The sequence below is a fragment of the uncultured Photobacterium sp. genome (assembly GCF_947502415.1).
Taxonomy (GTDB): domain Bacteria; phylum Pseudomonadota; class Gammaproteobacteria; order Enterobacterales; family Vibrionaceae; genus Photobacterium.
Genome location: NZ_CANMZV010000003.1, coordinates 134827 through 158870, shown reverse-complemented (window position 1 = coordinate 158870; position 24044 = coordinate 134827). Strand labels below are relative to the sequence as shown.

General features: G+C 46.6%; 21 protein-coding genes. 15 read left to right on the top strand and 6 right to left on the bottom strand.

Translation table 11 applies throughout. The features are described from left to right. Nucleotides 1–15 precede the first annotated feature (15 nt). On the top strand, nucleotides 16–1182 hold the full coding sequence (gene sucC / locus Q0852_RS04915) for an ADP-forming succinate--CoA ligase subunit beta (RefSeq protein ID WP_299014699.1): 1167 nt from the start codon (nucleotides 16–18) through the stop codon (nucleotides 1180–1182). Next, the gene (gene sucD, locus Q0852_RS04910; RefSeq protein ID WP_299014696.1) at nucleotides 1182–2054 is read left to right on the top strand and encodes a succinate--CoA ligase subunit alpha; all 873 of its coding nucleotides are present in this window, start codon (nucleotides 1182–1184) and stop codon (nucleotides 2052–2054) included. The genes sucC and sucD overlap by 1 nt, the downstream gene beginning before the upstream one ends. A gap of 84 nt (nucleotides 2055–2138) precedes the next feature. Here sucD and znuB read toward each other — a convergent pair whose 3' ends face one another. Then, the gene (znuB, locus tag Q0852_RS04905; protein WP_299014693.1) at nucleotides 2139–2924 is read right to left on the bottom strand and encodes a zinc ABC transporter permease subunit ZnuB; all 786 of its coding nucleotides are present in this window, start codon (nucleotides 2922–2924) and stop codon (nucleotides 2139–2141) included. Nucleotides 2925–2934: 10 nt separating this feature from the next. Then, the gene (znuC, locus tag Q0852_RS04900) at nucleotides 2935–3702 is read right to left on the bottom strand and encodes a zinc ABC transporter ATP-binding protein ZnuC (RefSeq protein WP_299014690.1); all 768 of its coding nucleotides are present in this window, start codon (nucleotides 3700–3702) and stop codon (nucleotides 2935–2937) included. Between the two features lie 91 nt (nucleotides 3703–3793). Here znuC and znuA point away from each other — a divergent pair, with 91 nt between their 5' ends. The 6 genes from znuA (at nucleotide 3794) to Q0852_RS04870 (ending at nucleotide 13271) form a co-directional block, all read left to right on the top strand. Then, complete coding sequence (gene znuA, locus Q0852_RS04895; protein WP_299014687.1) at nucleotides 3794–4690, top strand: zinc ABC transporter substrate-binding protein ZnuA; 897 nt, start codon at nucleotides 3794–3796, stop codon at nucleotides 4688–4690. Next, nucleotides 4690–6045 (top strand): murein DD-endopeptidase MepM, encoded by a 1356-nt coding sequence (gene mepM, locus Q0852_RS04890; RefSeq protein WP_299014684.1) that lies wholly within the window; start codon nucleotides 4690–4692, stop codon nucleotides 6043–6045. The genes znuA and mepM overlap by 1 nt, the downstream gene beginning before the upstream one ends. A gap of 292 nt (nucleotides 6046–6337) precedes the next feature. Beyond that, nucleotides 6338–10054, top strand: coding sequence for a helix-turn-helix domain-containing protein (locus Q0852_RS04885; RefSeq protein WP_299014681.1), 3717 nt, complete (start codon nucleotides 6338–6340; stop codon nucleotides 10052–10054). A gap of 474 nt (nucleotides 10055–10528) precedes the next feature. Next, nucleotides 10529–10756 (top strand): FeoA family protein, encoded by a 228-nt coding sequence (locus Q0852_RS04880; protein ID WP_299014678.1) that lies wholly within the window; start codon nucleotides 10529–10531, stop codon nucleotides 10754–10756. Beyond that, a complete protein-coding gene (gene feoB, locus Q0852_RS04875) occupies nucleotides 10756–13032 on the top strand; it encodes a Fe(2+) transporter permease subunit FeoB (protein WP_299014675.1) in 2277 nt (758 codons plus the stop codon). Before Q0852_RS04880 ends, feoB begins: the two co-directional genes overlap by 1 nt. Then, complete coding sequence (locus tag Q0852_RS04870) at nucleotides 13029–13271, top strand: FeoC-like transcriptional regulator (RefSeq protein WP_299014672.1); 243 nt, start codon at nucleotides 13029–13031, stop codon at nucleotides 13269–13271. The genes feoB and Q0852_RS04870 overlap by 4 nt, the downstream gene beginning before the upstream one ends. Nucleotides 13272–13345: 74 nt before the next feature. Here the strand turns inward: Q0852_RS04870 and Q0852_RS04865 are convergent, their stop codons facing one another. Beyond that, the gene (locus tag Q0852_RS04865; protein ID WP_299014669.1) at nucleotides 13346–13774 is read right to left on the bottom strand and encodes an HIT domain-containing protein; all 429 of its coding nucleotides are present in this window, start codon (nucleotides 13772–13774) and stop codon (nucleotides 13346–13348) included. Nucleotides 13775–14007: 233 nt separating this feature from the next. Here Q0852_RS04865 and Q0852_RS04860 point away from each other — a divergent pair, with 233 nt between their 5' ends. Continuing rightward, the gene (locus Q0852_RS04860; RefSeq protein ID WP_299014667.1) at nucleotides 14008–14613 is read left to right on the top strand and encodes a DUF924 family protein; all 606 of its coding nucleotides are present in this window, start codon (nucleotides 14008–14010) and stop codon (nucleotides 14611–14613) included. A gap of 73 nt (nucleotides 14614–14686) precedes the next feature. On the opposite strand, the gene Q0852_RS04855 is transcribed toward Q0852_RS04860, so the two are convergent. Then, the gene (locus Q0852_RS04855) at nucleotides 14687–15706 is read right to left on the bottom strand and encodes a GGDEF domain-containing protein (protein ID WP_299014663.1); all 1020 of its coding nucleotides are present in this window, start codon (nucleotides 15704–15706) and stop codon (nucleotides 14687–14689) included. A 330-nt stretch (nucleotides 15707–16036) separates the two neighbouring features. Then, entirely contained in the window at nucleotides 16037–17767 is a 1731-nt protein-coding gene (gene argS / locus Q0852_RS04850) for an arginine--tRNA ligase (RefSeq protein WP_299014660.1), read from the bottom strand. A 436-nt stretch (nucleotides 17768–18203) separates the two neighbouring features. On the opposite strand from argS, the gene Q0852_RS04845 reads away from it, so the two are divergent. Continuing rightward, complete coding sequence (locus Q0852_RS04845) at nucleotides 18204–18788, top strand: VOC family protein (RefSeq protein WP_299014657.1); 585 nt, start codon at nucleotides 18204–18206, stop codon at nucleotides 18786–18788. A gap of 34 nt (nucleotides 18789–18822) precedes the next feature. Here Q0852_RS04845 and purU read toward each other — a convergent pair whose 3' ends face one another. Then, a complete protein-coding gene (gene purU, locus Q0852_RS04840; RefSeq protein ID WP_299014655.1) occupies nucleotides 18823–19656 on the bottom strand; it encodes a formyltetrahydrofolate deformylase in 834 nt (277 codons plus the stop codon). 201 nt (nucleotides 19657–19857) lie between these two features. Here purU and Q0852_RS04835 point away from each other — a divergent pair, with 201 nt between their 5' ends. The 5 genes from Q0852_RS04835 (at nucleotide 19858) to Q0852_RS04815 (ending at nucleotide 24042) form a co-directional block, all read left to right on the top strand. After that, entirely contained in the window at nucleotides 19858–20289 is a 432-nt protein-coding gene (locus Q0852_RS04835; protein WP_299014651.1) for a group 1 truncated hemoglobin, read from the top strand. A 131-nt stretch (nucleotides 20290–20420) separates the two neighbouring features. After that, nucleotides 20421–22379, top strand: coding sequence for an ATP-dependent DNA helicase (locus Q0852_RS04830; RefSeq protein ID WP_299014648.1), 1959 nt, complete (start codon nucleotides 20421–20423; stop codon nucleotides 22377–22379). Beyond that, nucleotides 22380–23084 carry a tRNA (adenosine(37)-N6)-threonylcarbamoyltransferase complex dimerization subunit type 1 TsaB gene (gene tsaB / locus Q0852_RS04825; protein ID WP_299014645.1) on the top strand — a complete coding sequence of 235 codons (705 nt, stop codon included), beginning with the start codon at nucleotides 22380–22382 and terminating at the stop codon, nucleotides 23082–23084. A gap of 55 nt (nucleotides 23085–23139) precedes the next feature. Continuing rightward, complete coding sequence (locus Q0852_RS04820; protein ID WP_299014642.1) at nucleotides 23140–23421, top strand: hypothetical protein; 282 nt, start codon at nucleotides 23140–23142, stop codon at nucleotides 23419–23421. Nucleotides 23422–23487: 66 nt separating this feature from the next. Beyond that, nucleotides 23488–24042, top strand: coding sequence for a Slp family lipoprotein (locus Q0852_RS04815; protein ID WP_299014639.1), 555 nt, complete (start codon nucleotides 23488–23490; stop codon nucleotides 24040–24042). Nucleotides 24043–24044 lie beyond the last annotated feature (2 nt).

Here is a 24044-nt window from a genome sequence, read left to right as displayed (position 1 = left end):
AACGGATAGAACATCATGAATCTGCACGAATACCAGGCAAAACAGCTATTTGCTGAGTACGGTTTGCCAGTTCCAGAAGGCTATGCTTGTGATACACCACAAGAAGCGGCGGAAGCTGCTGGTAAAATCAGTGGTGACAAGTGGGTTGTCAAATGCCAGGTTCACGCCGGCGGCCGCGGTAAAGCGGGCGGGGTAGAATTGCATGACACCAAAGAAGGTATCAAAGAGTTTGCGCAGAAATGGCTAGGCAAGAACTTGGTAACTTATCAGACAGATGCCAATGGTCAGCCTGTTGCAAAGATTTTGGTTGAAGAAGCTTCGAACATTGCTAATGAACTCTATCTTGGCGCGGTGGTAGACCGTGCTTCTCGCCGTATCGTTTTCATGGCATCGACTGAAGGTGGTATGGAAATTGAGAAAGTGGCTGAAGAAACACCGGAATTGATCCACAAAGCGGCGATTGATCCGCTGGTCGGCCCTCAACCGTATCAAGGCCGTGAGCTGGCATTCAAGCTTGGCCTGAAAGGCGATCAGATCAAGCAGTTCACTAAAATATTCCTTGGTTTGGGCAACATGTTTGCCGATTATGACTTGGCTTTACTTGAAATTAATCCATTGGTCATTACTGGTGACGACAATCTGTTGTGTTTGGATGGCAAAATTAACATTGATTCCAATGCGCTGTATCGCCAGCCAAAGCTACGTGAAATGCATGATCCCTCGCAAGAAGACGAACGTGAAGCGCATGCTGCACAATGGGAGCTAAATTATGTAGCACTTGATGGCAGTATTGGCTGTATGGTCAATGGGGCCGGATTGGCGATGGGAACCATGGATATCGTTAATCTACATGGTGGTCAGCCAGCCAATTTCCTTGATGTTGGGGGCGGTGCAACCAAAGAGCGCGTGACTGAAGCATTCAAGATTATTTTGTCAGACAGTAACGTCAAAGCGGTATTAGTTAATATTTTCGGCGGTATTGTCCGTTGTGACTTAATTGCCGAAGGGATTATCGGTGCAGTTGAAGAAGTCGGTGTTGAAGTGCCGGTCGTAGTTCGCCTTGAAGGAAATAACGCGGTACTGGGGGCGGAAACACTGGCGAAAAGTGGTCTGAATATTATTGCTGCGACGTCCCTAACTGAAGCAGCTGAAAAAGTCGTTGCTGCGTCGGAGGGTAAATAATGTCTGTTCTAATTAATAAAGATACTAAAGTCATTTGCCAGGGATTTACCGGCGGTCAGGGGACATTCCATTCTGAACAGGCTATCGAATATGGTTCGCAGATGGTTGGTGGTGTATCGCCAGGTAAAGGTGGTTCTACTCACCTGGGATTGCCTGTGTTTAACACTGTACGTGAAGCGGTGGAAGACACAGGCGCAACAGCCACGGTCATTTATGTACCGGCCCCGTTTTGCAAAGACGCGATCCTTGAGGCCATTGATGCGGGTATCGAGCTAATTGTGACTATCACTGAAGGTATTCCGACTCTGGATATGCTGGAAGTGAAAATTCGTCTTGATGAGTCGGGTGTTCGCATGATCGGCCCAAACTGCCCTGGGGTGATCACGCCTGATGAATGTAAGATTGGTATTATGCCGGGTCATATCCACAAACCGGGTAAAGTGGGTATTGTATCTCGCTCGGGTACGTTGACTTATGAAGCTGTCAAGCAAACCACTGATGAAGGCTTTGGTCAGTCAACTTGTGTCGGTATCGGTGGTGATCCGATCCCAGGTTCGAACTTTACCGATATTCTTGAGATGTTTGAAAATGATCCAGCCACCGAGGCGATTGTGATGATCGGTGAGATTGGCGGTACCGCTGAAGAAGAAGCTGCTGCTTACATCAAAGAACATGTCACTAAGCCTGTTGTTTCTTATATCGCCGGTGTGACAGCACCTCCGGGTAAGCGTATGGGACATGCCGGTGCGATTATTTCTGGTGGTAAGGGAACCGCCGATGATAAATTCCAGGCTCTCGAATCTGCCGGTGTTAAGACTGTTAAGAGTTTGGCTGAAATCGGTAAGGCACTACGCGAAGTGACTGGTTGGTAAAACAGATTGATTTGATAATGAAAACCCGCCTTTGATGGCGGGTTTTTTGTTGTCTATAAGCCACGGCTTGTGGCGGTTGTGATATTAGCTTTCAGCTCTTTTTAGCTGGCTAAGCATAAATATGGCGGCTGCCGAAACAACGACAGAAGGGCCTGCCGGTGTATCATAATGCCATGACATTGCCAGTCCGAGAACAACTGCGACAGAGCCGATCACCGATGCTAGCCCAGCCATGAATTCAGGACTGTGGGAGAAGCGGCGTGCGGTTGCTGCTGGAATAATTAGCAGTGATGTAATGATTAGTGCACCAACGAACTTCATTGCAACGGCGATCACTAAGCCGACCATAAGCATCAGTATCAAGCGCATGAGATCAACATTCACGCCTTCAACCTGGGCCAGCTCCTCATTGACTGTCATTGATAGCAGCGGGCGCCATAAGGTAACCAGCAATGCCATGACAATCACGCCACCGCCATAAATCCACATCAGGTCATTTGTGGTAACAGCCAGCAGATCGCCAAACAAATATGCCATCAGGTCGATACGTACATGATCAAGGAAGCTGACGGCAACCAAGCCAAGGGAGAGGGCACTGTGCGATAGTATGCCAAGCAAAGTATCAGTGGCGACATACTTTTGTTTTTGCAAGCTCACTAAAATGACTGCAATTGACAGGCAGCAAATGATCAGTGCCAGGTTCAGGTTGATATTGAAAAGGAAGCCGAGGGCAATACCCAGCAGAGATGCATGGGAAAGGGTATCGCCAAAATAGGCCATTTTGCGCCAGACAATAAAAGAACCTAGAGGTCCTGCAAGGACGGCAATACCGATACCGGCAATGAGAGCTGGCAGAATAAATTCAAGCATGGTCTATCTCTTATTGTTTTTTTTGTTCTTGGTGGTGCTGGCAAGGGCCTATAGGGCTGCCGGCAAGATCATGTTCATGGTTATGTTGGTGGTGATAGAGTGCCAGTTGTTCACTCTGCTGTTGACCGAACAGAGCGACATAGGACGGATGGCTGGTAATAGCCTCCGGCTCACCTGAACAGCAAACATGGTGGTGCAGGCAGATCACATGATCAGTTTTGGCCATGACCAAGTGCAAATCATGTGAAACCATCAAGATGGCGCAATTAAGTTTATCGCGTAGTGACTGGATCAAGCTGTATAGCTCTAACTGGCCATTAACATCGACCCCTTGAACCGGTTCATCAAGTACCAGTATATCCGGATGTTGAAGCAGTGCCCGGGCCAACAGGACACGCTGCATTTCGCCCCCGGAGAGTGAATGCATGTTGCTGTGGTGAAGATGAACGCCACCAACCAGTTTCAGGGCTTCAATTTTTTCATTTTCTGAGTACCGACCAACCAGCCGCATGAAGCGATCAACCGTGAGTGGTAACGCAGAGTTTAATTGGAGTTTTTGCGGAACATAACCGACCCGGGCTCCTTTCTGGCGAATAACTTTCCCTGAAGTTGGTTTGCGAAGGCCGGTAATTACTTTTACCAGCGTTGATTTACCTGCGCCGTTTGGACCAATCAGGGTTGTGATTTGGCCTCGTTCAAGTTTTATCGACACTTGGTCGAGTACGTGACGCTCCCCGAAGGTAACGGTAACAGTTTGTAGTTCAACTAGGGTTGTCATAAAAAGTGCTTAAGGTATTTGCCAAACTGAGATGTTATAATATAACATTATCAACTCGGTTTTGTAATTAATTATTATTTCGGAAAACATCATGCGCCGATTGCTACTTTGTTGCAGCTCTTTAGCTTTACTTTTTTCCTTTTGTCTTTCCGCCAGCGAGTTAAATGTGGTTACAACAGTAAAACCGCTTAACTTAATTGTTCAGGAGCTGACTGACGGTGTTGCGCAGAGTGAATATTTGCTGCCACCGGGCACATCTCCGCATGATTATGCGCTTCGTCCGTCAGATGTCAAAAAACTACGTGATGCAGATCTGGTGATCTGGGGTGGTCCTGAGCTGGAAATGTTCCTGACTAAAATGTTGGAAAACAAGAAAAACAGCCTGGCCTTGACTCAGAAACATACCATTGATTTCCGCCATTATGAGCATGGTGCAGAGATCCATCATGGTGATCATTCCCATAGCCATGATGGGATTGATCCGCATTTTTGGCTAGGCCCGAAGCAGTCTGTCCAGGTTGCGCTGGTGATCACGGAAGCCTTGATTCAGCTGGATCCTTTGCATAAAAGTCGGTATAAAGATAACCTTTCACGGTTTGTTTCTGAAGTGGAAAAAGCCATTGAAGAACTCAATGCGGAACTCAAACCGCTGGCAGATCACGGCTATTATGTTTTTCACGATGCTTATGGCTATTTTGAAGAACAATTTGGATTAAATAACCTGGGGCATTTTACTGTCGATCCGGATCGCCGTCCGGGTGCAAAAACCTTGGTTACCATTCGACGGTCATTGCAGAACAAGCAGGCACAATGTGTATTCAGTGAGCCGCAGTTCTCTCCGTCCGTTATTAAAAGTGTAGTAAGTGGGACTCATGTCAATGTAGGAACCCTTGATCCGATGGCAACGGAGATTGCTGAGGAAAAAGGAGGATATATTCGATTCTTACATGAATTGGGACAAAGTTATATTAAGTGTCTTAAACAATAATGAAAATATTTAAGGTTGCGGTTTTATCTTTAAAACAACTGCCTCGCCAGCATCGGGTTGCTTTTGTCTCAACGTCATTAATTGTTGCGGCTGCAGTGATATGGCAGCCGTTATCCCCGTTTTATAAATCCTCTTCGTTTTCATCGGATGGGCGGGTTGAAGTTGACATTGCTATGGATGATTTGGATGTGCTCTCAGAACAGCACAGTGAACCAATGGGGGTGGTTCTCGACCCTCTGGATCCCGAATTCCTAGCGCCGAAAGATGAGCTTGAACAGCAGCTGGAAGGTGTGGTGGCTGTTGCTCATAATCATAAAGTTGCTTCCGGTGAGACGTTGGGAGAGATTTTCTCTCAATATGCACTACCGCTAGCCGACATGTATCGTTTGATCGATGTGAATAAATCGGTTCAGAATCTAGGTGTCGGTCAGATGCTGGAATGGTCTGTCAATGATGACGGCCGGATAGAAGCGTTGAGCATTAAGCGCAGCGCAAAAATTACAGATACGTATACGCTGACGGCGCAAGGTTATAAATTTAAGGAACTGGAAGAGAGTGGCGAGATTAAACCGGTGGTGTTGACCGGCCGGATCTCTGGCAGCTTTTATCAGTCAGCTCGATCTGCCGGGTTGTCACCAAGTCAGATCCAGACCTTAGTACAGGCTTTGCAATGGCGTTTCGATTTTGGCCGTGAGGTGCGCAAAGGTGATCGCTTTGCTGTTACGGTCAATCGTGAGTTTATTGATGGTAAGGCGGTTAACCGCGGTGACGTGAAGGCACTTTATTACCTCAGTGGTAGCCGTGAAGTGTTTGTTATGCGTCATGAAGACGGTCAATTTTATGATGGTGAAGGTAAAAGTCTGAACCGGGCTCTTCGCCGGATCCCCCTTGGTAAACGCTACCGGATCAGTTCATCATTTAATCCGACGCGTAAGCATCCGATCACCAGGCGTACATCGCCGCATAACGGTACTGATTTTGCGACACCAATTGGTACACCAGTACTAGCCGCTGGTGATGGTGTGGTTGTGAAGGCCAGAAAGCACCGGCTTGCTGGTAATTACGTGGTGATTAAACACGGTCGTGAATATATGACCCGATACCTTCATTTGCATCGTTTGCTGGTTAAGGTCGGGGACAAGGTGAAGATGGGGCAGCGTATTGCCCTGAGCGGTAATACTGGTCGTTCGACAGGGCCGCATCTTCATTATGAATTGATTAAGAAAAACCGTCCGGTGAATGCGATGAGAGTTCCTCTTCCACAAGCCGAACCGGTTACCTCTGGGCAGCGAGGCAAGTTTGTTAAGCTGGCAAGAGATGAAAGGCAGAAATTGCTAGCAGTAATGCCGGGTTAAAAAAAAGCGCACAGCAGTGCGCTTTTTTTATACCTGCTCCCACAATTTATAAAATCCAATCCATATTTGATAGCTCCCTATTGCATAATAATCGGCCGAAATTTATTTGATATCACTGCCTTGCGCTGAATCTAAGTCGTTCTAGCTGATTATGAATAATGTCTTTGCCTTCTTTTTTGCTTGCTTTTTTGTTCTTATGAACAGTTTTACGGCTGTTGCCGATCCTGGGAAAAATACGCTTTTTTATTCTTTGTCTCATCAGACTAGGGGAAGTGTAGCTATTGCTAATCAGATGCACAGTAACGCCAATGGGGGCCTTTGGTTCATTGATAAACAGGATAGGCTGGTTTTTTATGATGGCCAGCGTTTAAATAATGCAACAGACAGTAATGGTGATGTCATTAGCGGTGTAACGGATATGGTGATGGCCGGGCACCTGCTGTGGTTGGTAAAAGATGGCCTGGCTTTCAAATATTCACCAGGTACAGCCCGACTTTCTCCGGTAGCGCTTGGCTCGTCTGCGGTGCAGTTTGTGGAGAAAATAGGTCAAGACATTTGGTATGCCGGCGGAGATGGTTTATATGCGGTATCCGATAGTCAGCAACAATGGGTGTTTTATGCTTATCCGAAAGGACTGGATCTATCGGGGCTCTATGCTGCAGGAAACTCGTTGTTTGTAGCGGCTCCCTTAGGGGCATATGAGTTTCGAGATCGTTCGTTTCAGGATGAGCCACTTTTCACAGAACAAAAAATTACGGCGCTATTTGAAGACAACAGTAAAAAGCTTTGGGTTGGCACCAGAAAGGGATTGTTTTATTCCCGGGAAGGACTTCCCTTTGTTGCCTCGTATGGCGTATTTAGTCCTCCTGAGTTTGTTACTAGTATGACTGAAACTGGCCTTGGCTTGTGGGTTGGTACGGTTAATGGCTTGTTCTTGGTTGATTTACAGTCTCAGGAGCTGACTCATTACCGTGCTTATGCCCATGATATATTTGCCATTGACGGAAACTATGTGGCTGCGCTGTTGCGCGATGAGCAGGGCTCTCTTTGGGTATCCACCAATAAAGGGATTAATTATCTACCTAGGATTTCATCAAACTTTCGTCGTTTGCGTTTTGGACGGGATACTGATTTGCTACAGGCCAGTCAGATAAATGATGTTGTTCAGCTTGGTGATGGTCAGATCTGGCTGGCGACAGACAATGGCCTGACAGAGCTGTCAGAAACGCTTGAGGTTGTACGCACTTTGCCGTCATTCGGAAAGGTCAATGATATGGCTTATCGTGACGGGAAGTTATGGCTTGCCACTGAAACAGGCTTGAAAATCTATGTGCTGGCCACAGGTAAATGGGGAGGGAGACCGTTACCGGAGTGGTTTAAGGATGAGCATGTAATTAGTGTGACAGTGGATCATTATGGTTCGGTTTGGATCGGAATGGCTTCCCATCTATACCGCTTTTGGCCTGATTCGGAAGAGCTGATTTCTTTTGGTCGTCATTGGACACAGTCTCCTTCGGGAAGTGAGGTGGTCACATCTGTGTTTGAAGATAGTGAGCAGCAGATTTGGGTTGGGACGGATTATGCTCTTTATCACTTTGAAGCTGGCCGATTGAATCTGGTTGAAGAATCCATTGGCCAGGGGGGGGTACTTGATATTTATGAAGATAGGATTGCACAGCTATGGGTCGTTAATAACGATAGCTTGCAACAGGCACAGAATATAACCCAGTTTCATTTAAAAACCATTTCTATGATGGGAAGTAGAACCACGCCTTATTGTGCTGTTGCTGCTGAAGGTGGTATCTGGCTCGGATCCAGTAAAGGCCTATCCCATTATTCTTTTTCGGGACAGTTGAAGCAGCATTTTTCGCCGCCTTTTGGGGTTCTCGATAATGAATTTTATTCCCAGTCTTGCCTGTATTTGCAATCAGGAAAGCTCCTTTTTGCCAGCCGGGTAGGGCTGTTGGCAGTTAATCCTGATGTTTTACAGGCTTTAGAACATCCCTTATCGACAGCTAGGATCAGTAGTATTCAGGTTGACCAGAAGCAAAGGTTTTTTACAGATTTTAGAGAGCAGGAACTGGCGGTGCCGTTTGGTTCGGCAATAAACTTCCAGGTAGGGAGGTTGCCATTTTCGGGACTGGAATCATTGCAATATCGGTTAGCTGGTGGCCGTGACGAAAGCTGGAAGCGATTAGATGGTTCGATATTGGTATTTGACGCTCTGGATCCTGGCCTGTATCAGTTGGAGTTGCGATCTGGTTTTTTGCCTATGGAGCTCTCATCTCCTATTTCATATCCTTTTCAGGTTAAGCGGCCCTGGTATTTTTCTTATTGGTTGTTGTCAATTACTGCTGTTTTCCTATTAGTGTTGTTTTTATGTGCGATGCTGTGGCGCTCTCGGGGCTACCATAATCAGAACTTACAGCTTAAAGAAGCGGTCTTTCGGAAAACGGAAAAGATAGAGCTGCATAAGAAGCAGTTATATGCCAGTAACAAACAGTTGCAGCAGATACTACATATGCGTCAGCAGTTCATGGCTCAGCTATCCAATGAGATGCGGATTCCGCTAGTGCATACCCTTGAGCCGTTAAAAAGGATGTCTGCCTCGGGATCGAAGGAGTGGGGCGAGTCGCTAAATGTTGTTTCTCGAAATGTGGAGCGGGCTTTATACCTTACAGAGCAGTTGCTTAATCGTGATGCATTGGCTTTTGTGGAGCCAGAAAGAGCATGTGAGCAGTTGGTCTCTCCACTCATTCAGGCTTGCTGCATGAGCTGGCAAATGGAGGCTGAGCAGAAAGGGATTATCCTCTGTGTTGAGGACGAAACTGAGGGACTGAGTGTCAAGATGGCACCGTATCACCTTGAAATCGTGATTGGTAATTTGTTGTCCAACGCCCTGAAATATACGGAGAGCCAAGGCTGTATTTCTGTGATGGTCAAGCAAAAGCAATTAGATCTGGTTTTGTCTGTGAGTGATACTGGAAAGGGCATAGCGATGGATGCCAGAGCTAATATCTTTAACTGCTATTTTAAGGAAGACGGTGATTACAATCTGGAAAGCGGATTCGGTCTGGGCTTAAGCACTGTCAAGCAGTTGGTGGAATGTTATCGCGGAGAAATTTCGGTTATTAGTTATCAGGGGATTGGCAGTGAGTTCATTGTTACATTGCCGCTGTACCGGGAAAGTAATACCACTGTGGCTGTAAATTCTGGACAGACTGATAAACGGGATGAATTACCTTGTTTACTGGTGGCTTCGACGGATAAAGAGGTCATGACGTGTTTGTCGGCGTTGCTTAAGGGCTTCCATCTTATTATGGCTAGAGATGGTTATGAGGCGGTTATTTTAGCGCGAGAGAATCAACCGGATATGGTGTTGTGTGATTTGGCATTACCGGGGCTGGATGGGCTTGAGGTTTTTGAGCGACTTCAGCGAGAGCCGATAAATGGTTCTGCTATATTCGTGCTGTTTTTAGCTGAAGGTGAACATTATTGTGTATCAGATCATTCCCCGATCTTAGCTGCAACAATAGATAAGCCACTTGATGCTGATTCGGTACTTAATCAAATTATGCGTTTCCTTGGGAAGAATCGACCAGCTGAATTTGATGGTATACCTGAGCATAATATCGCGCCTGTACCAGAAACTGAGGTTGCGACGCCTTGGCGGGTGAATGTTATTTCGTTGGTAGAAAACCATTTCCATGACCCTGATTTTGGTACATCAATGGCGGCTAAGGCATTGTTCATGTCGGAGAGGAGCTTGCAACGCAAGTTCAAGCAAGAATTCGGGATGTCGCTGAAAGACTATATTATTAAGTTCCGTTTTCAGCAGGCGAAGCTGATGCTTAGGCAGGGAGACAGGATTTCAGATGTCGCTTTATCATGTGGCTTTAATGAACCGTCTTATTTCAGCGCCTGTTTTAAGAGGTGCTTTGGTATGACTCCATCCCAGTATGCTAGCAAATATCAGAAAATTAAGTGTCAGAAGGTTAAGGCGTATTAGCCTGAAATGCCTTAGGCGTGGATGTTTGAGAAAGAAAAAACGTGATATGGTCGAGTGACCATATCACGGGTGCCAATGACACCTTCGCTTGCTGCCAGGCGATATGCCAAACGCCATACCACCTTAGGAATAAATCTTTAAAATCATCGCTCTTCGTGCTCCCCAATATAGTGACTCCCTTACTTTCCCGTTATTAGATTTCCGCCAGTTGGCTATAGAAATACGCCAGTGTAATGATATGGCACAAATGACTTTGTTTTGTTGATGTTGTTTTAACGTTGTCAACACCGTCAAAATTATTAGCTTTCATCTTTTGAGTATTCAGATGGTTTTGAGAAGTATTCTTTTTCAATAAACTGACTATTTGATCATTAAACACGCTGATTTTTTGATTTAAAGCAATACACAATGTGTTTCAGTGTGTAATATTGCGACTGTGAATGCTAATTATTATTATTAAGGTATCAGTTTGAGATGAAAATGTCTGATTTGTCGTGCGGTGCAAACGGTATTGTAACCGGAATGTCTGCTCTTCCTTCTGCCACCAGGAAAAAATTAATGGTTATGGGCTTGTTGCCGAATACAGAGGTGACTGTGATTCGAGTGGCCCCTCTTGGTGACCCGCTTCAGGTACGTGTTCGCGGCGTTGATATCGCGTTGCGTAAGCAGATTGCTGCCAATATTGAAGTGGAGGCACGCTAATGGAATACAATATTCTTACTGTCGGTAACCCTAATAGCGGCAAAACTACATTATTCAATGGCCTGACTGGTGCAAAACAGCAAGTTGGTAACTGGGCCGGTGTAACGGTTGAGAAAAAAACGGGCCATTACCAGTGTGCCGGTGACAACTTTGCCTTGACTGATCTGCCCGGTATTTACAACTTAGATAGTGCAAACGATGCCAATAGCCTTGATGAGGCGATAGCCTCTCGTGCCATTCTTACTATGCCTGCAGATGTGATCATCAACGTTGTTGATGCAACCTGCCTGGAGCGCAGCCTGTATATGACTTTGCAGCTGCGTGAACTTGGTCGTCCGATGATTGTTGTACTTAACAAAATGGATGCTCTACAGCGTCAGCGTCAGGTGCTGGATGTAAAAGCCCTGGAAAAAGCGCTCGGCTGCCCGGTACTTTCTCTATCTGCTACGAATGTTAAGCAGGTACAGGAGTTTAAGGCTCAGCTTCACAAAATGCTTGCTCAAGGTATTGCTGTGAAAGAGATGGCTCTGAATTACGGCGATCAGTTTGAAGCGGCAATTAGTGAACTTCAGGCAATGTTTTGCAGCGAGACATTGAATGTGCGTGCACAGGCCATTCGTGTCTTGGAAAATGACACGCTTGTTATTAACAGCTTGGCTGAGAACGATAAGAACAAAGCGTGCAATATTCGCAATAAGCTAATGGTTGATGTGGATCCTGATGTTCAGGTGGCTGATGTTCGCTATACCTACCTTCATGAGCTATGTCAGAAGGTTCGTCGCCAAGAAGGTAAGTTGAGCCGTAGCCTGAGTGACAAAATTGACCGTGTACTGTTGCACCGTGCCTTTGGTATCCCGTTCTTTTTCATCGTGATGTACATGATGTTCATGTTCTCGATTAACATCGGTAGTGCCTTCATCGACTTTTTCGATATTAGTGCTGGCGCTCTGTTAGTGGACGGCGGTCATTACCTGTTGGATGATCATCTGCCTGTATGGTTGATTACTGTGATTGCTGATGGTATCGGCGGTGGTATCCAGACGGTTGCTACTTTCATCCCTGTTATCGCTTGTCTGTATCTGTTCCTGGCTGTATTGGAAAGCTCTGGCTACATGGCCCGTGCCGCTTTCGTACTGGACAAAGTGATGCAGAAAGTTGGCCTTCCTGGTAAGGCTTTTGTTCCTCTTGTTCTGGGCTTCGGCTGTAACGTGCCATCTATCATGGCAACCCGTACTCTTGAGCAAGAGCGTGAGCGTAAGCTGGCGGCTGCAATGGCACCGTTTATGTCATGTGGTGCTCGTCTTCCTGTATACGCACTGTTTGCTGCTGCGTTCTTCCCGGAGAGCGGCCAGAATGTTGTATTTGCCCTTTACCTGCTAGGCATTTTTGCGGCGGTAATGACAGGACTTATTCTGCGCAATACTTTGTATCCAGGCTCAAGCGACAGCTTCATTATGGAAATGCCAGACTATGAACTGCCGACAATGCGTAACGTTGGTATAAAGACTTGGCAGAAGCTGAAGAAATTTGTATTGGGTGCTGGTAAGACAATCGTTGTGGTTGTTGCTTGCTTAAGCTTCTTTAACTCGCTGGGTGCTGACGGTTCATTCGGTAACGAAGATACAGAAAACTCAGTACTGTCAAAAGCGGCGCAGCTTGTTACTCCGGTATTGGCTCCTATTGGTGTGAAAGAAGATAACTGGCCAGCCACCGTGGGTATTATCACGGGTATCTTTGCGAAAGAAGCTGTTGTAGGTACGCTAAACAGTCTGTATGCACCATCTGAAGGCGAAGAGGGCGGTGAATATGACCTTCTGGGAAGCCTGAAAGAAGCGATTGAGACTATTCCTGCGAACCTGGCAGATCTAAGCTATTCAGATCCGCTTGGTCTGGAAGTTGGTGAGCTGACTGACCTGGAAGCAGTAGCTGAAGATCAGGAAGTTGATTCATCAGTATTCAGCAATATCCAGGCACACTTTGTTAGTTCAGCAGCAGCAATGGCATATCTGGTATTTATTCTGTTGTATACACCTTGTGCTGCAGCAATGGGTGCATACGTACGTGAGTTCGGTCAGAAGTATTCTCTTTTCATTGCTGGTTGGACAATGTTGCTGGCCTATACTTTTGCAACTTTGATTTACCAGGTGGCTTTCTTTACTGTACATCCGGTAACCAGTACGCTGTGGATTGTTTTCTTCGCTCTGATTAATGCCGCTCTGTTTATTGCCTTCAAGCGCGAAGGTAAGAAACAAGTTCAAGAGGTGTTGGCACTATGATCCTTCAGCAGCTGAAGCAGTATATTGAGCTGCATGGCCGTTCAAGCCGAAAAAATCTGGCGCACCATTTTGGTACTAGTGAAGATGGCATTGATGCCATGTTGGATGTCTGGGTTCGAAAAGGCGTGTTAGGAAAAGAGCTTATTGGCTGTGACCGTGATTCTTGTTGCCAGAGCGCGGAAGAAGTCTGGTACCGTTGGCTCAAGACCGATGAGCTTTCAATAACTGTGTTACGCTGATGAAGCATTGAAAAGGCAGCCGGGTGGCTGCCTTTTTTTGGGGTATTGTTTGTTGCGATTTATTGCTAGGGGGATCAGCAAGGTTTAAAAACATCAATAGTGGCAAGCTCTGAGCGCAGTTCTTCTGCCAATGCTTCCTGTACGGTTTCTTTTCGTTGGATTCCGTTGGTATTGCCCCAGATAGGGCCTGGCCAGGCGATGTCGGTTTCGAATCGGGCAATATGATGGACATGAAGCTGGGGTACCAGGTTTCCGAGTGCGCCGATATTGATTTTATCGGCTTGGTAGTCCTTTTCCAGCAGGGTCGCAACCGCACTGGATTCGCGCATAAGCTGAAACTGCTCTTCTTCCGGCAGGAGATGAATTTCTGTCAGGTTTTCTTTTCGTGGAACTAAAATTAGCCACGGTCCCAGCGCTTCTTTTGAAAGTAGTACCCGGCATAGAGGGAAGTCTCCGAGTACTGTCGTATCTGCTGCCAATCTCGGATGGAGTGTAAAATGCATCGTTGTATTCCTTAAATGTATAGTGCGGCTCACAGGCTGGAATATTGACCGTCATGATCCGTGAGGGCTGCGTTATGCTGATCTTATCACTGTAGGATCTGCAACTGGATCTTGTCATGGTAATACCAATTACAATAAAGGCCAGCATAGATTACAGTAAGCAAGCTGATTTATTAGGCATTGTTCTGTGTGATGGTTGTCTTGGGCCAGCTGTAAGCATGTGAGGGAAAGCTATGGATACGGAATATCAGGAAGTATTGGACTTTTGGTTTGGTGAGCTGAACGAAGAAATGACAGTTACAGACCGAAATGCTTTGTGGTTTCAAGGCGGTGAGGCTACGGATAAACTGATAGCCGAGCGTTTTCAGATGTTGGTCAGTCGGGCTGGGCGAGGAGAGCTTAGCCATTGGACGAAAGAGGCGAAAGGCTCATTGGCGTTAATCATCTTGCTGGATCAGTTCACCCGTAATATTTACCGGGGGCTCAGTGCTGCATTTCGTTACGACTCACTGGCATTAGCCATTTGTAAACGCGGGTTGGCAAATAATCAGGATGAACAGCTGAGCCCAATTGAGCGTGTGTTCTTTTATTTGCCGCTGGAACATTCTGAAACGGTAGAGGATCAGGAAGAATGCGTATTTCGCTTTGATCGCTTGCGACAGGTAGTTTCACCTGCCCATGCAATTATTTTTGAGGGATTTTACCAGTACGCGGTCAGCCATCATGATGTGGTTAAACGTTTTGGTCGTTTTCCACATCGTAATGCGGTTAATGGCCGTTTATCAACCAAAGAAGAGCTGGAATGGCTGCAAGGCGGTGGCCAGCGTTTTGGCCAGTAGTCTTAGCTATTTTGGGGGAAGCCACCATGGGCATGATGGCTCATTTATCAGGGGGAGAGCGCGCTATTAGCTATTAATTGAGGGGAAGTACTCGGTTTCGCCCTAGTTGCTTGGCTTTATTCAGGTAACTATCGGCACGTTCGATCACTTGATCGTATGTTTCTTTTGCCTGGTGCTCTGCGATACCGAATGAGGCCGTAGCTGAATTGATTCTCTGGCCTGTTTTTTTATCGAGGACAGAAATCTTTTCAATGGTTCTGCGTAATGTCTCGGCCTGTTGTCGAGCGAAAGATAGCGACTTGTTAGGCTGGATGATAATAAATTCTTCCCCGCCGAAACGATACACCTGGGCATTTTCCTGACAGAAAGTACTAAGGCAGTTTGCGACGATTTTTAGTACCTGATCACCAAGCAGGTGGCCATAGTTATCATTGAATTCTTTAAATTTATCGATATCCAGAATGATTAGGCTATAAGGGATATTGTTTCGTTCGTAACCTTGAATATCGCGCTCAAAGGCCCGTCGGTTAAGTAGCTGGGTTACTGCATCTTCATTGGCTGCTTTCTGACTTTCGTTCAGAGCCTCTCTCAGCGCGGTTATTTCTTGTTGTGCATTGGTCAGCTGGTTTTTTAATGAACCAGTAGACAATCGGATTTGGCTTGATTCACGGATTAACTCGCGCACAAGAACCATTGTATCGGTAATCGAAAGGCCTTCTTTTTCTGCGCTTTCTAGTTTGGCAAAGGTCTTGTCCAGAGCTCCCTGAAATGTTTCTGTTTCGGAAAGCGTATCCGACATGGAGTGTGAAAGTTCCTGCATCATTGCTGTCAGGCTTTGTTTGAGTTGAGCCATGCCTTTGTCTGTTTGATTGGCCAGATGCTCTTGATACAGGTTATCGCACAGTGTCGGTGTGCAGTGACTCATGGACTCAATTTGCTGGTCGATAGCCAGATTGAGCTCCGGACACTGTTGGGTAGCGTAGGTATACCACAGTGCATAGTTAGTAGGGGTGGTCGGTACTTTGTGTTTGATCATCAAAGGAACGGTTTTTTTCAACGTTTCCGTTGATTCCACAAAGTTGTCTTTGCTCATAAGCTGAATTCCATTATTGTCACAAATACCTAAGTAATATCAGCCAAATAAACGTTTAATTGTTTTTAAATACTGAATATACCAATAGTCATACTGATGATTTTGCAATCAAAACTATTGCCAATGTACTTTTCTTGATGACTTTTTGTTGCTGAAACGGTGGGTATTTCATCACTTAGGTTGGTATAACTGTTTGTATTAAAGTGCTTTTTTTTTGTAACTCTTACACATCAATTGTTACGAGAAATAAAAAAGCCTTCTAAGGATACCTTAGAAGGCTTTAAATTATTAGCCTGTAATTAATCTATTTCGTAAATGAAACAGGATAAATTACATGCGCTCAAGTGTTTCGATACCGAGTAGATCCAAACCTTGCTTGATGGTTTTCGCTGTAAGAAGAGCAAGTTTTAGACGGCTCTGCTTCACTTCTTCTTCTGCATTCAGAATTGGGCAGGCTTCGTAGAAGCTAGAGAACTTACCTGCTAGCTCAAACAGGTAGCTACACATAACATGTGGGTGACCTTCTCGAGCAACAGTCTGTACTGCTTCTTCAAACTGAAGCAGGGTAGAAAGTAGTGCTTGCTCTTTCTCTTCATTGATTACTACTGGGTGAGTCAGATCAGCCTGTTCAACGCCTGCACGCTTGAAGATAGATGCTACACGAGTGTATGCATACTGCATGTATGGTGCAGTGTTACCTTCGAACGCCAGCATGTTATCCCAGTCGAAGATGTAGTCTGTGGTACGGTGCTTAGAAAGGTCAGCGTACTTAACCGCAGCCATTGCAACAGTACTTGCGATGTTTGCTTTTTCTTCAGCGTCTAGCTCTGGGTTCTTTTCTTCGATTAGCTTCGCTGCGCGCTCTTCGGCTTCATCAAGTAGATCTGCCAGACGAACGGTACCACCTGCACGGGTCTTGAATGGACGGCCGTCTTTACCAAGCATCATACCGAAAGCGTGGTGCTCAAGAGTAACGTCTTCTGGTACATAGCCAGCTTTACGAACGATAGTCCAAGCCTGCATCAGGTGTTGGTGTTGACGTGAGTCGATGAAGTAAAGAACACGGTCTGCGCCTAGTTCTTCGTAACGGTACTTAGCACAAGCGATGTCGGTAGTGGTGTATAGGAAACCGCCGTCACGCTTCTGGATGATAACACCCATAGGCTCGCCGTCTTTGTTCTTGTACTCGTCCAGGAATACAACCTGAGCGCCGTCATCTTCAACCGCCAGACCTTTTTCTTTCAGGTCTGCAACGATGCCTGGCAGCATGTCGTTGTACATTGACTCACCCATCACGTTGTCACGGCTTAGTGACACGTTCAGGCGATCATAGTTACGCTGGTTCTGAACCATAGTAACGTCAACCAGCTTCTTCCACATTTCAGCACAGTACTCATCACCGCCCTGAAGCTTAACAACGTAGTTACGTGCACGCGCTGCGAACTCGGCATCTTCGTCGTATAGTTTTTTGGATTCACGGTAGAACGCTTCAAGATCTGACAGTTCCATTGAAACTTCACCAGATTCCTTCTGAACACGCTCAAGGTTGGCAATCAGCATGCCGAACTGAGTACCCCAGTCACCGATGTGGTTGGCACGAACAACTTTGTGCCCTAGGTGCTCAAGGGTACGAACAACAGCATCACCGATAATGGTTGAACGTAGGTGACCTACGTGCATTTCTTTTGCAACGTTTGGAGCAGAGTAGTCAACAACAATGGTTTTCTGCTCTTCTTTTGTTACACCCAGACGCTCGTCAGAAAGAGCCGCTTCCGCACGCTCTGCCAGCCAAGTTTTGCTTAGGAAAATGTTGATGAAGCCAGGGCCTGCAATTTCAACTTTTTCAGCGATACCGTCTAGATCCAGAACGTCGATAACTTTTTGTGCGAACTCGCGAGGGTTAGTGCCCAGTTTCTTAGCAACGCCCATGACACCGTTCGCTTGGTAATCACCAAACTGTGCTTTCGCAGACTGTCGAACGGCTGCTGGGCTACCTGCTGGTGCGCCTGCGGCTTCTAACGCCTGAGATACTTTATCGTTAATTAGTGCTTGAATGTTCACACGCTTATCCTTCAAATCATTTGTTACGCTAATTGAGCTTGATGCACTAGCGAGGCAAAAACGTCACGGTATTCAACTGTTGCTGGGAGCAAAAACCGTCAAAAATAATCACGAACATTGACGGCATAAATTTAGGTAAATTTAATGCAGATTAGGATCTCGTGAGTATTTTTGACGGGGCATCCTCTTGGGAAAGAGGGAATATCTTGAATACGCGCATTGTATTGCCTTAATAATACCCACAAAATTAGGCCTTTTGGCAACCCGAAAACGTCATTGTTTGCGATTTTTTTTTCGTTCTGGATAGAACGTGAAAATTATGCACAAATCAAGGAGCAACAAGGCCTGTCGTTGCACTTGCCGGGGTTTCGGATAACCCGAAACTGTGGATAATTATGCGTTTGTTGCCCGATATAAAAATTACTGGAGAAAAAACATGCAGAAGCTGACTGATTCCGGTCTTCATCCCGAGCAAATGTTGGCAAGTTTACCTGCTTTTCTGACACGTATTGAGGTGCTGGCTGAAGAGATGAAATTGTCTCTGGCTGATTACCAGGCAGATCATATTGCCCTGCGGGTTAATGATTGGGAGGTGGCTGAAGCATTGCACCAGTCTTGGCTGGCATATGGTGATGAGTGGTCGAATAATGAAATTAACGGTCGTCCGATTATTGTGATCGGCTTTCACCAGCCACTACAGGTCGGTCGTTGGAGTATTGAAGCGCTGGAGCTGCCATATCCGGGAAGCAAGTCATATCCGCAGGAAGGCTGGGAGCATATTGAATTCGTTATCCCGGCCAAAGCAAAAAATACCGATGAGTTGAAGGATGTGCTGGATGCCGCTTTCCCGCAGTTAAATTGGGAAGAGCTGGCCGATAAAGGCATTAAGGTAAAAGCAAGTTCGCCTTCCGGGGAAAAAGAGCGCTTGCCGAATCCGACCTTTGCTTTTAAGAAAGGTGGCGTCTGTATCAAGCTGCACCCGTGCTCGTTGAAAGATGTGATTGAAAGCGAAGAAAAATGATGGTTGATACTGGGGCCTGGGCCCCAGTTCCCAACTATAAAATGACTGTTCTGTTCTCGTAAACAAAGACCCGGTCATCGAGTACCAGCCCCAAAGCTTTACTCAGGACGGACTTTTCGACGTCACGACCAGAGCGGGCCATGTCGGCAGCACTGAAGTTGTGGTCAACGTGGATTACGTTTTGGGTGATGATTGGCCCTTCATCCAAGTCGTTAGTTACAAAGTGAGCAGTGGCACCGATGATTTTAACGCCGCGCTCAAAGGCTTGTTGGTACGGTTTGGCCCCGATAAAAGCGGGCAGAAAACTGTGGTGGATGTTGATGATCTGATTAGGGAGCTGAGCAACAAAGTCTGGGGTTAGAATCCGCATGTATTTGGCCAGCACCACATAATCGGGATTGTATTGCTTAATTGCCGTAATCATCTTCTTTTCGTGTTCTTCTCTGCTCAGCCCTTCATGGCTGACATGATGGAATGGGATGCCAAACTTTTCGGTCAAATCAGCCAATAAGTCGTAATTTCCTACAACGGCTGCAATTTCAACATCCAAAGTGCCGTCAAATGCTTTTACCAGGATATCGCCAAGGCAATGGGCTTCCTTCGTTACCATAATGACAATGCGCTTGCGGGTGGAGCTGATCAGGCGGCGATGGCTGCCTGTTGGCAGGGCACGATCAAGATCGAACAGGAAAGTTTCGTCATTGAAGACCCCTTCGAGTTCGGTGCGCATAAAAAACTGATTATGGGCGTGATCAACAAACTCATTGTTATGAACAATATTGAGCTGGTGTTTGTAACAGATATTGGTGATTTTCGAGATTAAGCCCATCGCATCCGGGCAATCGGTCAGGAGGGTTTTGGTTTCCATATTCTTCCTTGAACTACACTATTAATTCCAGTCTCTTTTATTTACCTCGTATTTATTTCAGCGTCAAAACATAATTATTGAATATTCATTATGCTCTATGGCGATAAAATCAACTTATGCCATTAAAGATATTCATAATAGAGGAGAAAATGATGTTGTCCCGACAAGTGAACTTCTATTTTTTTAGCAGCAGCATTGTTGATGGTGTTATTGACCGGTATTAAAGTGGTTCATGCTGAAAGCCAGACAGAGGAACCAGAGTCACTTTATAACAGGCTTGGAGGGCTGGCACCTATCGCTGTTGTAGTGAATGATTTTATTGATGTGATGGTCGTCGATGAGCTGCTGAACGCGAATCCGGCGATTGATGCGGCAAGAAAAGCAGTTCCTGCTTCATATTTGAAATATCATGTCACTGCGATGGTATGTCAGGCAACAGGTGGGCCTTGCCAGTATCAGGGGCGAACGATGAAGGCATCACATGCGCATTTGAATATTTCTGAAAAAGAATGGGATCAGATGGCGGTACTCTTGAAAGGGGTCTTTGATAAATATGAAATCCCCGATAAAGAACAGCAAGAACTGATGGATATCGCTGGTTCAACTCAGTCTGATATTGTCAGCAAAAAATAAAACAAATGGTGTATACCAAACTACGATACACCTTCCTCCCTTTCATGTGGTGAATTAATCATGGTCGCCGCCAGGCAAACTTGGCATAATAGTCAGTCTTTTACTGTATAAATAACCAATAACCCCACGGAATGATTGCCAAGTTTTTTGCCTCCGGTGGCGCACTCGATAAAGCCATACCAGGATTCCAGGCCCGACAGCCACAAATTGATATGGCGCAAGCTGTTGCTGATGCTATTCATGAACAGACTCAGCTGGTGGTGGAAGCGGGTACTGGTACCGGCAAGACCTTTGCCTATCTGGTGCCAGCTTTAGTTAGTGGTAAGAAAACCATTATCAGTACCGGTTCGAAAAACTTGCAGGAACAGCTCTATCACCGTGACTTGCCATTAATGATGGATGCGCTGGGTTTCACCGGTCGCGTAGCCTTGTTGAAGGGTCGAGCTAACTATCTTTGCCTGGATCGCCTGAGCCGCCAAATCACCGAAAGCCATGGTACCCATGTTGATCCGACCATGTTGAGCCAGCTGGTTAAGATTCGTAGTTGGTCGTCATCGACGCACACAGGTGATCTCGGGGAGTGTGAAACGATCGCCGAAGACAGTCCGGTGATCCCGATGATCACATCGACCAACGATAACTGCATGGGTAAGGAATGCCCTTCTTACGAAGACTGCTTTGTGGTGAAAGCCCGTCGTAAGGCGATGGAAGCTGATATCGTCGTGGTGAACCACCATCTGTTTCTTGCCGATCTCGCTATTAAGGAAACCGGGTTTGGTGAGCTGATCCCTGAAGCTGAAGTATTTGTTTTCGATGAAGCCCACCAGTTGCCGGATATTGCCAGCCAGTACTTTGGCCAGAGCCTTACTAGCCGTCAGCTTCAGGAACTGGCAAAAGACATTGAGATTGGTTACCGCACTGAGGCTAAAGACATGCGTCAGCTGCAGAAAATGGCTGACAGGCTGGCACAGGCGGCGTCAGATCTTCGTATCGTCTTGGGCGAACCTGGCTTTCGCGGTAACTGGCGCGAAGCTGTTAAAAGCCCAGTTATCGAACGAGAACTGACCCGGCTTAACGATGCTCTCGAATTGGCTCATGAAGTCCTCAAGCTGGCTTTAGGGAGAAGCCAGTTGTTGGATGCCGCGTTCGAGCGAGCAACTTTGCTAAAGGCTCGGCTGGCGAGGTTGTGTGATACCTCTATTACCGGTTATTCCTATTGGTATGAGTGTACTCCCCGTCATTTTGGTTTACATATTACCCCTTTGTCGGTGGCCGAAAAATTCCGTGAGCAAATGCAAATTCAGCAAGGTGCCTGGATTTTTACCTCGGCTACGTTGGCGGTTGATGATGATTTCAGCCATTTCAGCAATCGCCTGGGGTTAGAGCCAAAACAGCAGTTTTCCTTAGAAAGCCCTTTTGATTATCAGCATCAGGCCTTACTTTGTGTTCCCCGTTTTTTGCCGGAGCCGAATAGTTTTGGTATTGCTGACAGGCTGGTGGAGATGCTGATGCCAGTCATTGAAGGAAACGATGGCCGCTGTTTTTTCCTATGTACCTCACACCAGATGGTACGTGACCTGGCTGAAGGTTTTCGGGCCAAGCTTGATTTACCGGTATTGGTTCAGGGCGAGACCACCAAGCAGAAGTTGTTGGCGGAATACCTTGAGCGTGGTAATGCGCTGCTGATAGCGACAGGTGCGTTCTGGGAAGGCGTAGATGTTAGAGGACAGGCACTGAGCTGTGTTATTATCGATAAATTACCCTTTACGGCACCGGATGATCCGTTGCTGAAAGCGCGAATTGAAGATTGCCGCCTACGGGGCGGTGATCCCTTTTCGCAAGTTCAGATACCCGATGCAGTGATCACCTTGAAACAAGGGGTAGGACGCCTGATCCGCGATAAGCAGGATAAAGGTGTTCTGGTTATTTGCGATAATCGTTTGGTAACGCGCCCTTATGGCGCTGTATTTTTAAGAAGCCTGCCACCGATCCCGCGGACACGGGATTTAATCGGGGTTGGGCAATTTTTGTCTGCGGTGAACGGTAAACAAACGCCTGTTCACAGTGATGACCAGCATTCAGAGGCTTGAATGAGCACCAAAATTCTTGCAGTTGATACTGCAACCGAAAACTGTTCTGTTGCCTTATTGGTAGGCGATGATGTTATTTCCCGTTGTGAGTACGCACCTCGTGAGCACACGACAAAGATTTTGCCGATGGTTGATACCGTTCTGGCTGAAGGCGGCCTGAAGTTGAATCAGCTGGACGCGCTGGCTTTCGGTCGAGGACCAGGTAGTTTTACCGGTGTCCGAATTGGTATCGGTATTGCTCAAGGCTTGGCTTTCGGCGCTGACTTACCAATGGTTGGTGTGTCGACGTTGGCGGCAATGGCACAGGGTACGTTCCGGGCACATCAAGCAGAGCAAGTTCTGACAGCAATTGATGCGCGCATGGGCGAAATTTACTGGGGACAGTATTTGCGCCAGGCTAATGGCGACTGGCTGGCCGTTGGTGGTGAGCAGGTTATTCAGCCGGAAGCTTTGATTAACCAATTTGATAGCGCAGATAATGACCTTTGGTTAACGGCTGGTACAGGATGGGAAAGTTATGCTGAACCTCTCGCACAGCTAAAGGTCAAAATGGAAAAAGGGACTGTTTTATATCCTGATTCACAGGATATGGTCCATCTGGCCAAGTTTGCTTTGGCGCGTGGTGAAGTCGTGGCTGCCGAACATGCCAGTCCGGTTTACCTGCGCGACACAGTAACCTGGAAGAAGCTGCCAGGCCGGGAGTGATCTTTAGGATTTAATGAGGTAGCGCTGATGCTTCTCTCCTGACAGGTATTTGATTATGGTTTTGATTCAACGTTTACCTTCATCGATACATTCAACGACCAAACCTCGGGTTAATAAACCTGAGGCGGCTCCTGTCACGCTGAAACCAACAGTTGTGGCGAAAGCGGTCGCGAGCTCTGTCCGTGATCCGGAAGTGATCAAAGACGCCCATGCCAGAATTCAGTATGACCAGCCTGACGGTAAAAACCGTGAGGCTTTGAATTCCTATATGGGGGTGATGCACCAGGCCCGTAAGGACGAGCTCTCTTCGCTTGTCGGGGTTGATGTCTACGTTTGATGGCCGAAAGATCATCGCTGTGGTATCGCATTGTGTGTATGTTGAGCAATTGTCTAGGAGTATCTGATGTTTAGGGCGCTATTTCTTGGGCTGGTTGCTGTCTTTGTGGTAGGCTGCGCCAGCGTGCCCGAAAGCTTGCAAACCCAGTCAGAGAATCCAATTACCGATTATCGGCAAGTTGTTGCTGAGCCGGCCCTGGCTCAGGGACTGGAAGTTCGAATGGGTGGCATCATTGCTGCCATCACTAACCAGCAACATCGTACCCGGATTGAGATTGTCAGTTTACCGTTGACGAAAGACGGCAGGCCTATGCTGGATAAAAAACCGCAAGGGCGTTTTGTCAGCTATGTCGATGGGTTTCTCGAGCCTTTGGAGTACCGCCCTGGTCGGCTACTGACCGTGGCGGGATGGGTAGATGGCAGTGAACACGGTACTGTCGGTGAGTTTAATTACACATTTCCTGTTATCAAAGTGTCTGGAAGTCAGCTTTGGCAGATCAAGCAGGAAATATTACTCGATGACTTTGAACGCAACTTTAACTGTATTGGGCTGCGTTGCCCGGTAACGGGGTATGGTTTTGGTTACACTCGAGGGGAAGTAACCCAGCGAGTAACCAAATAGAT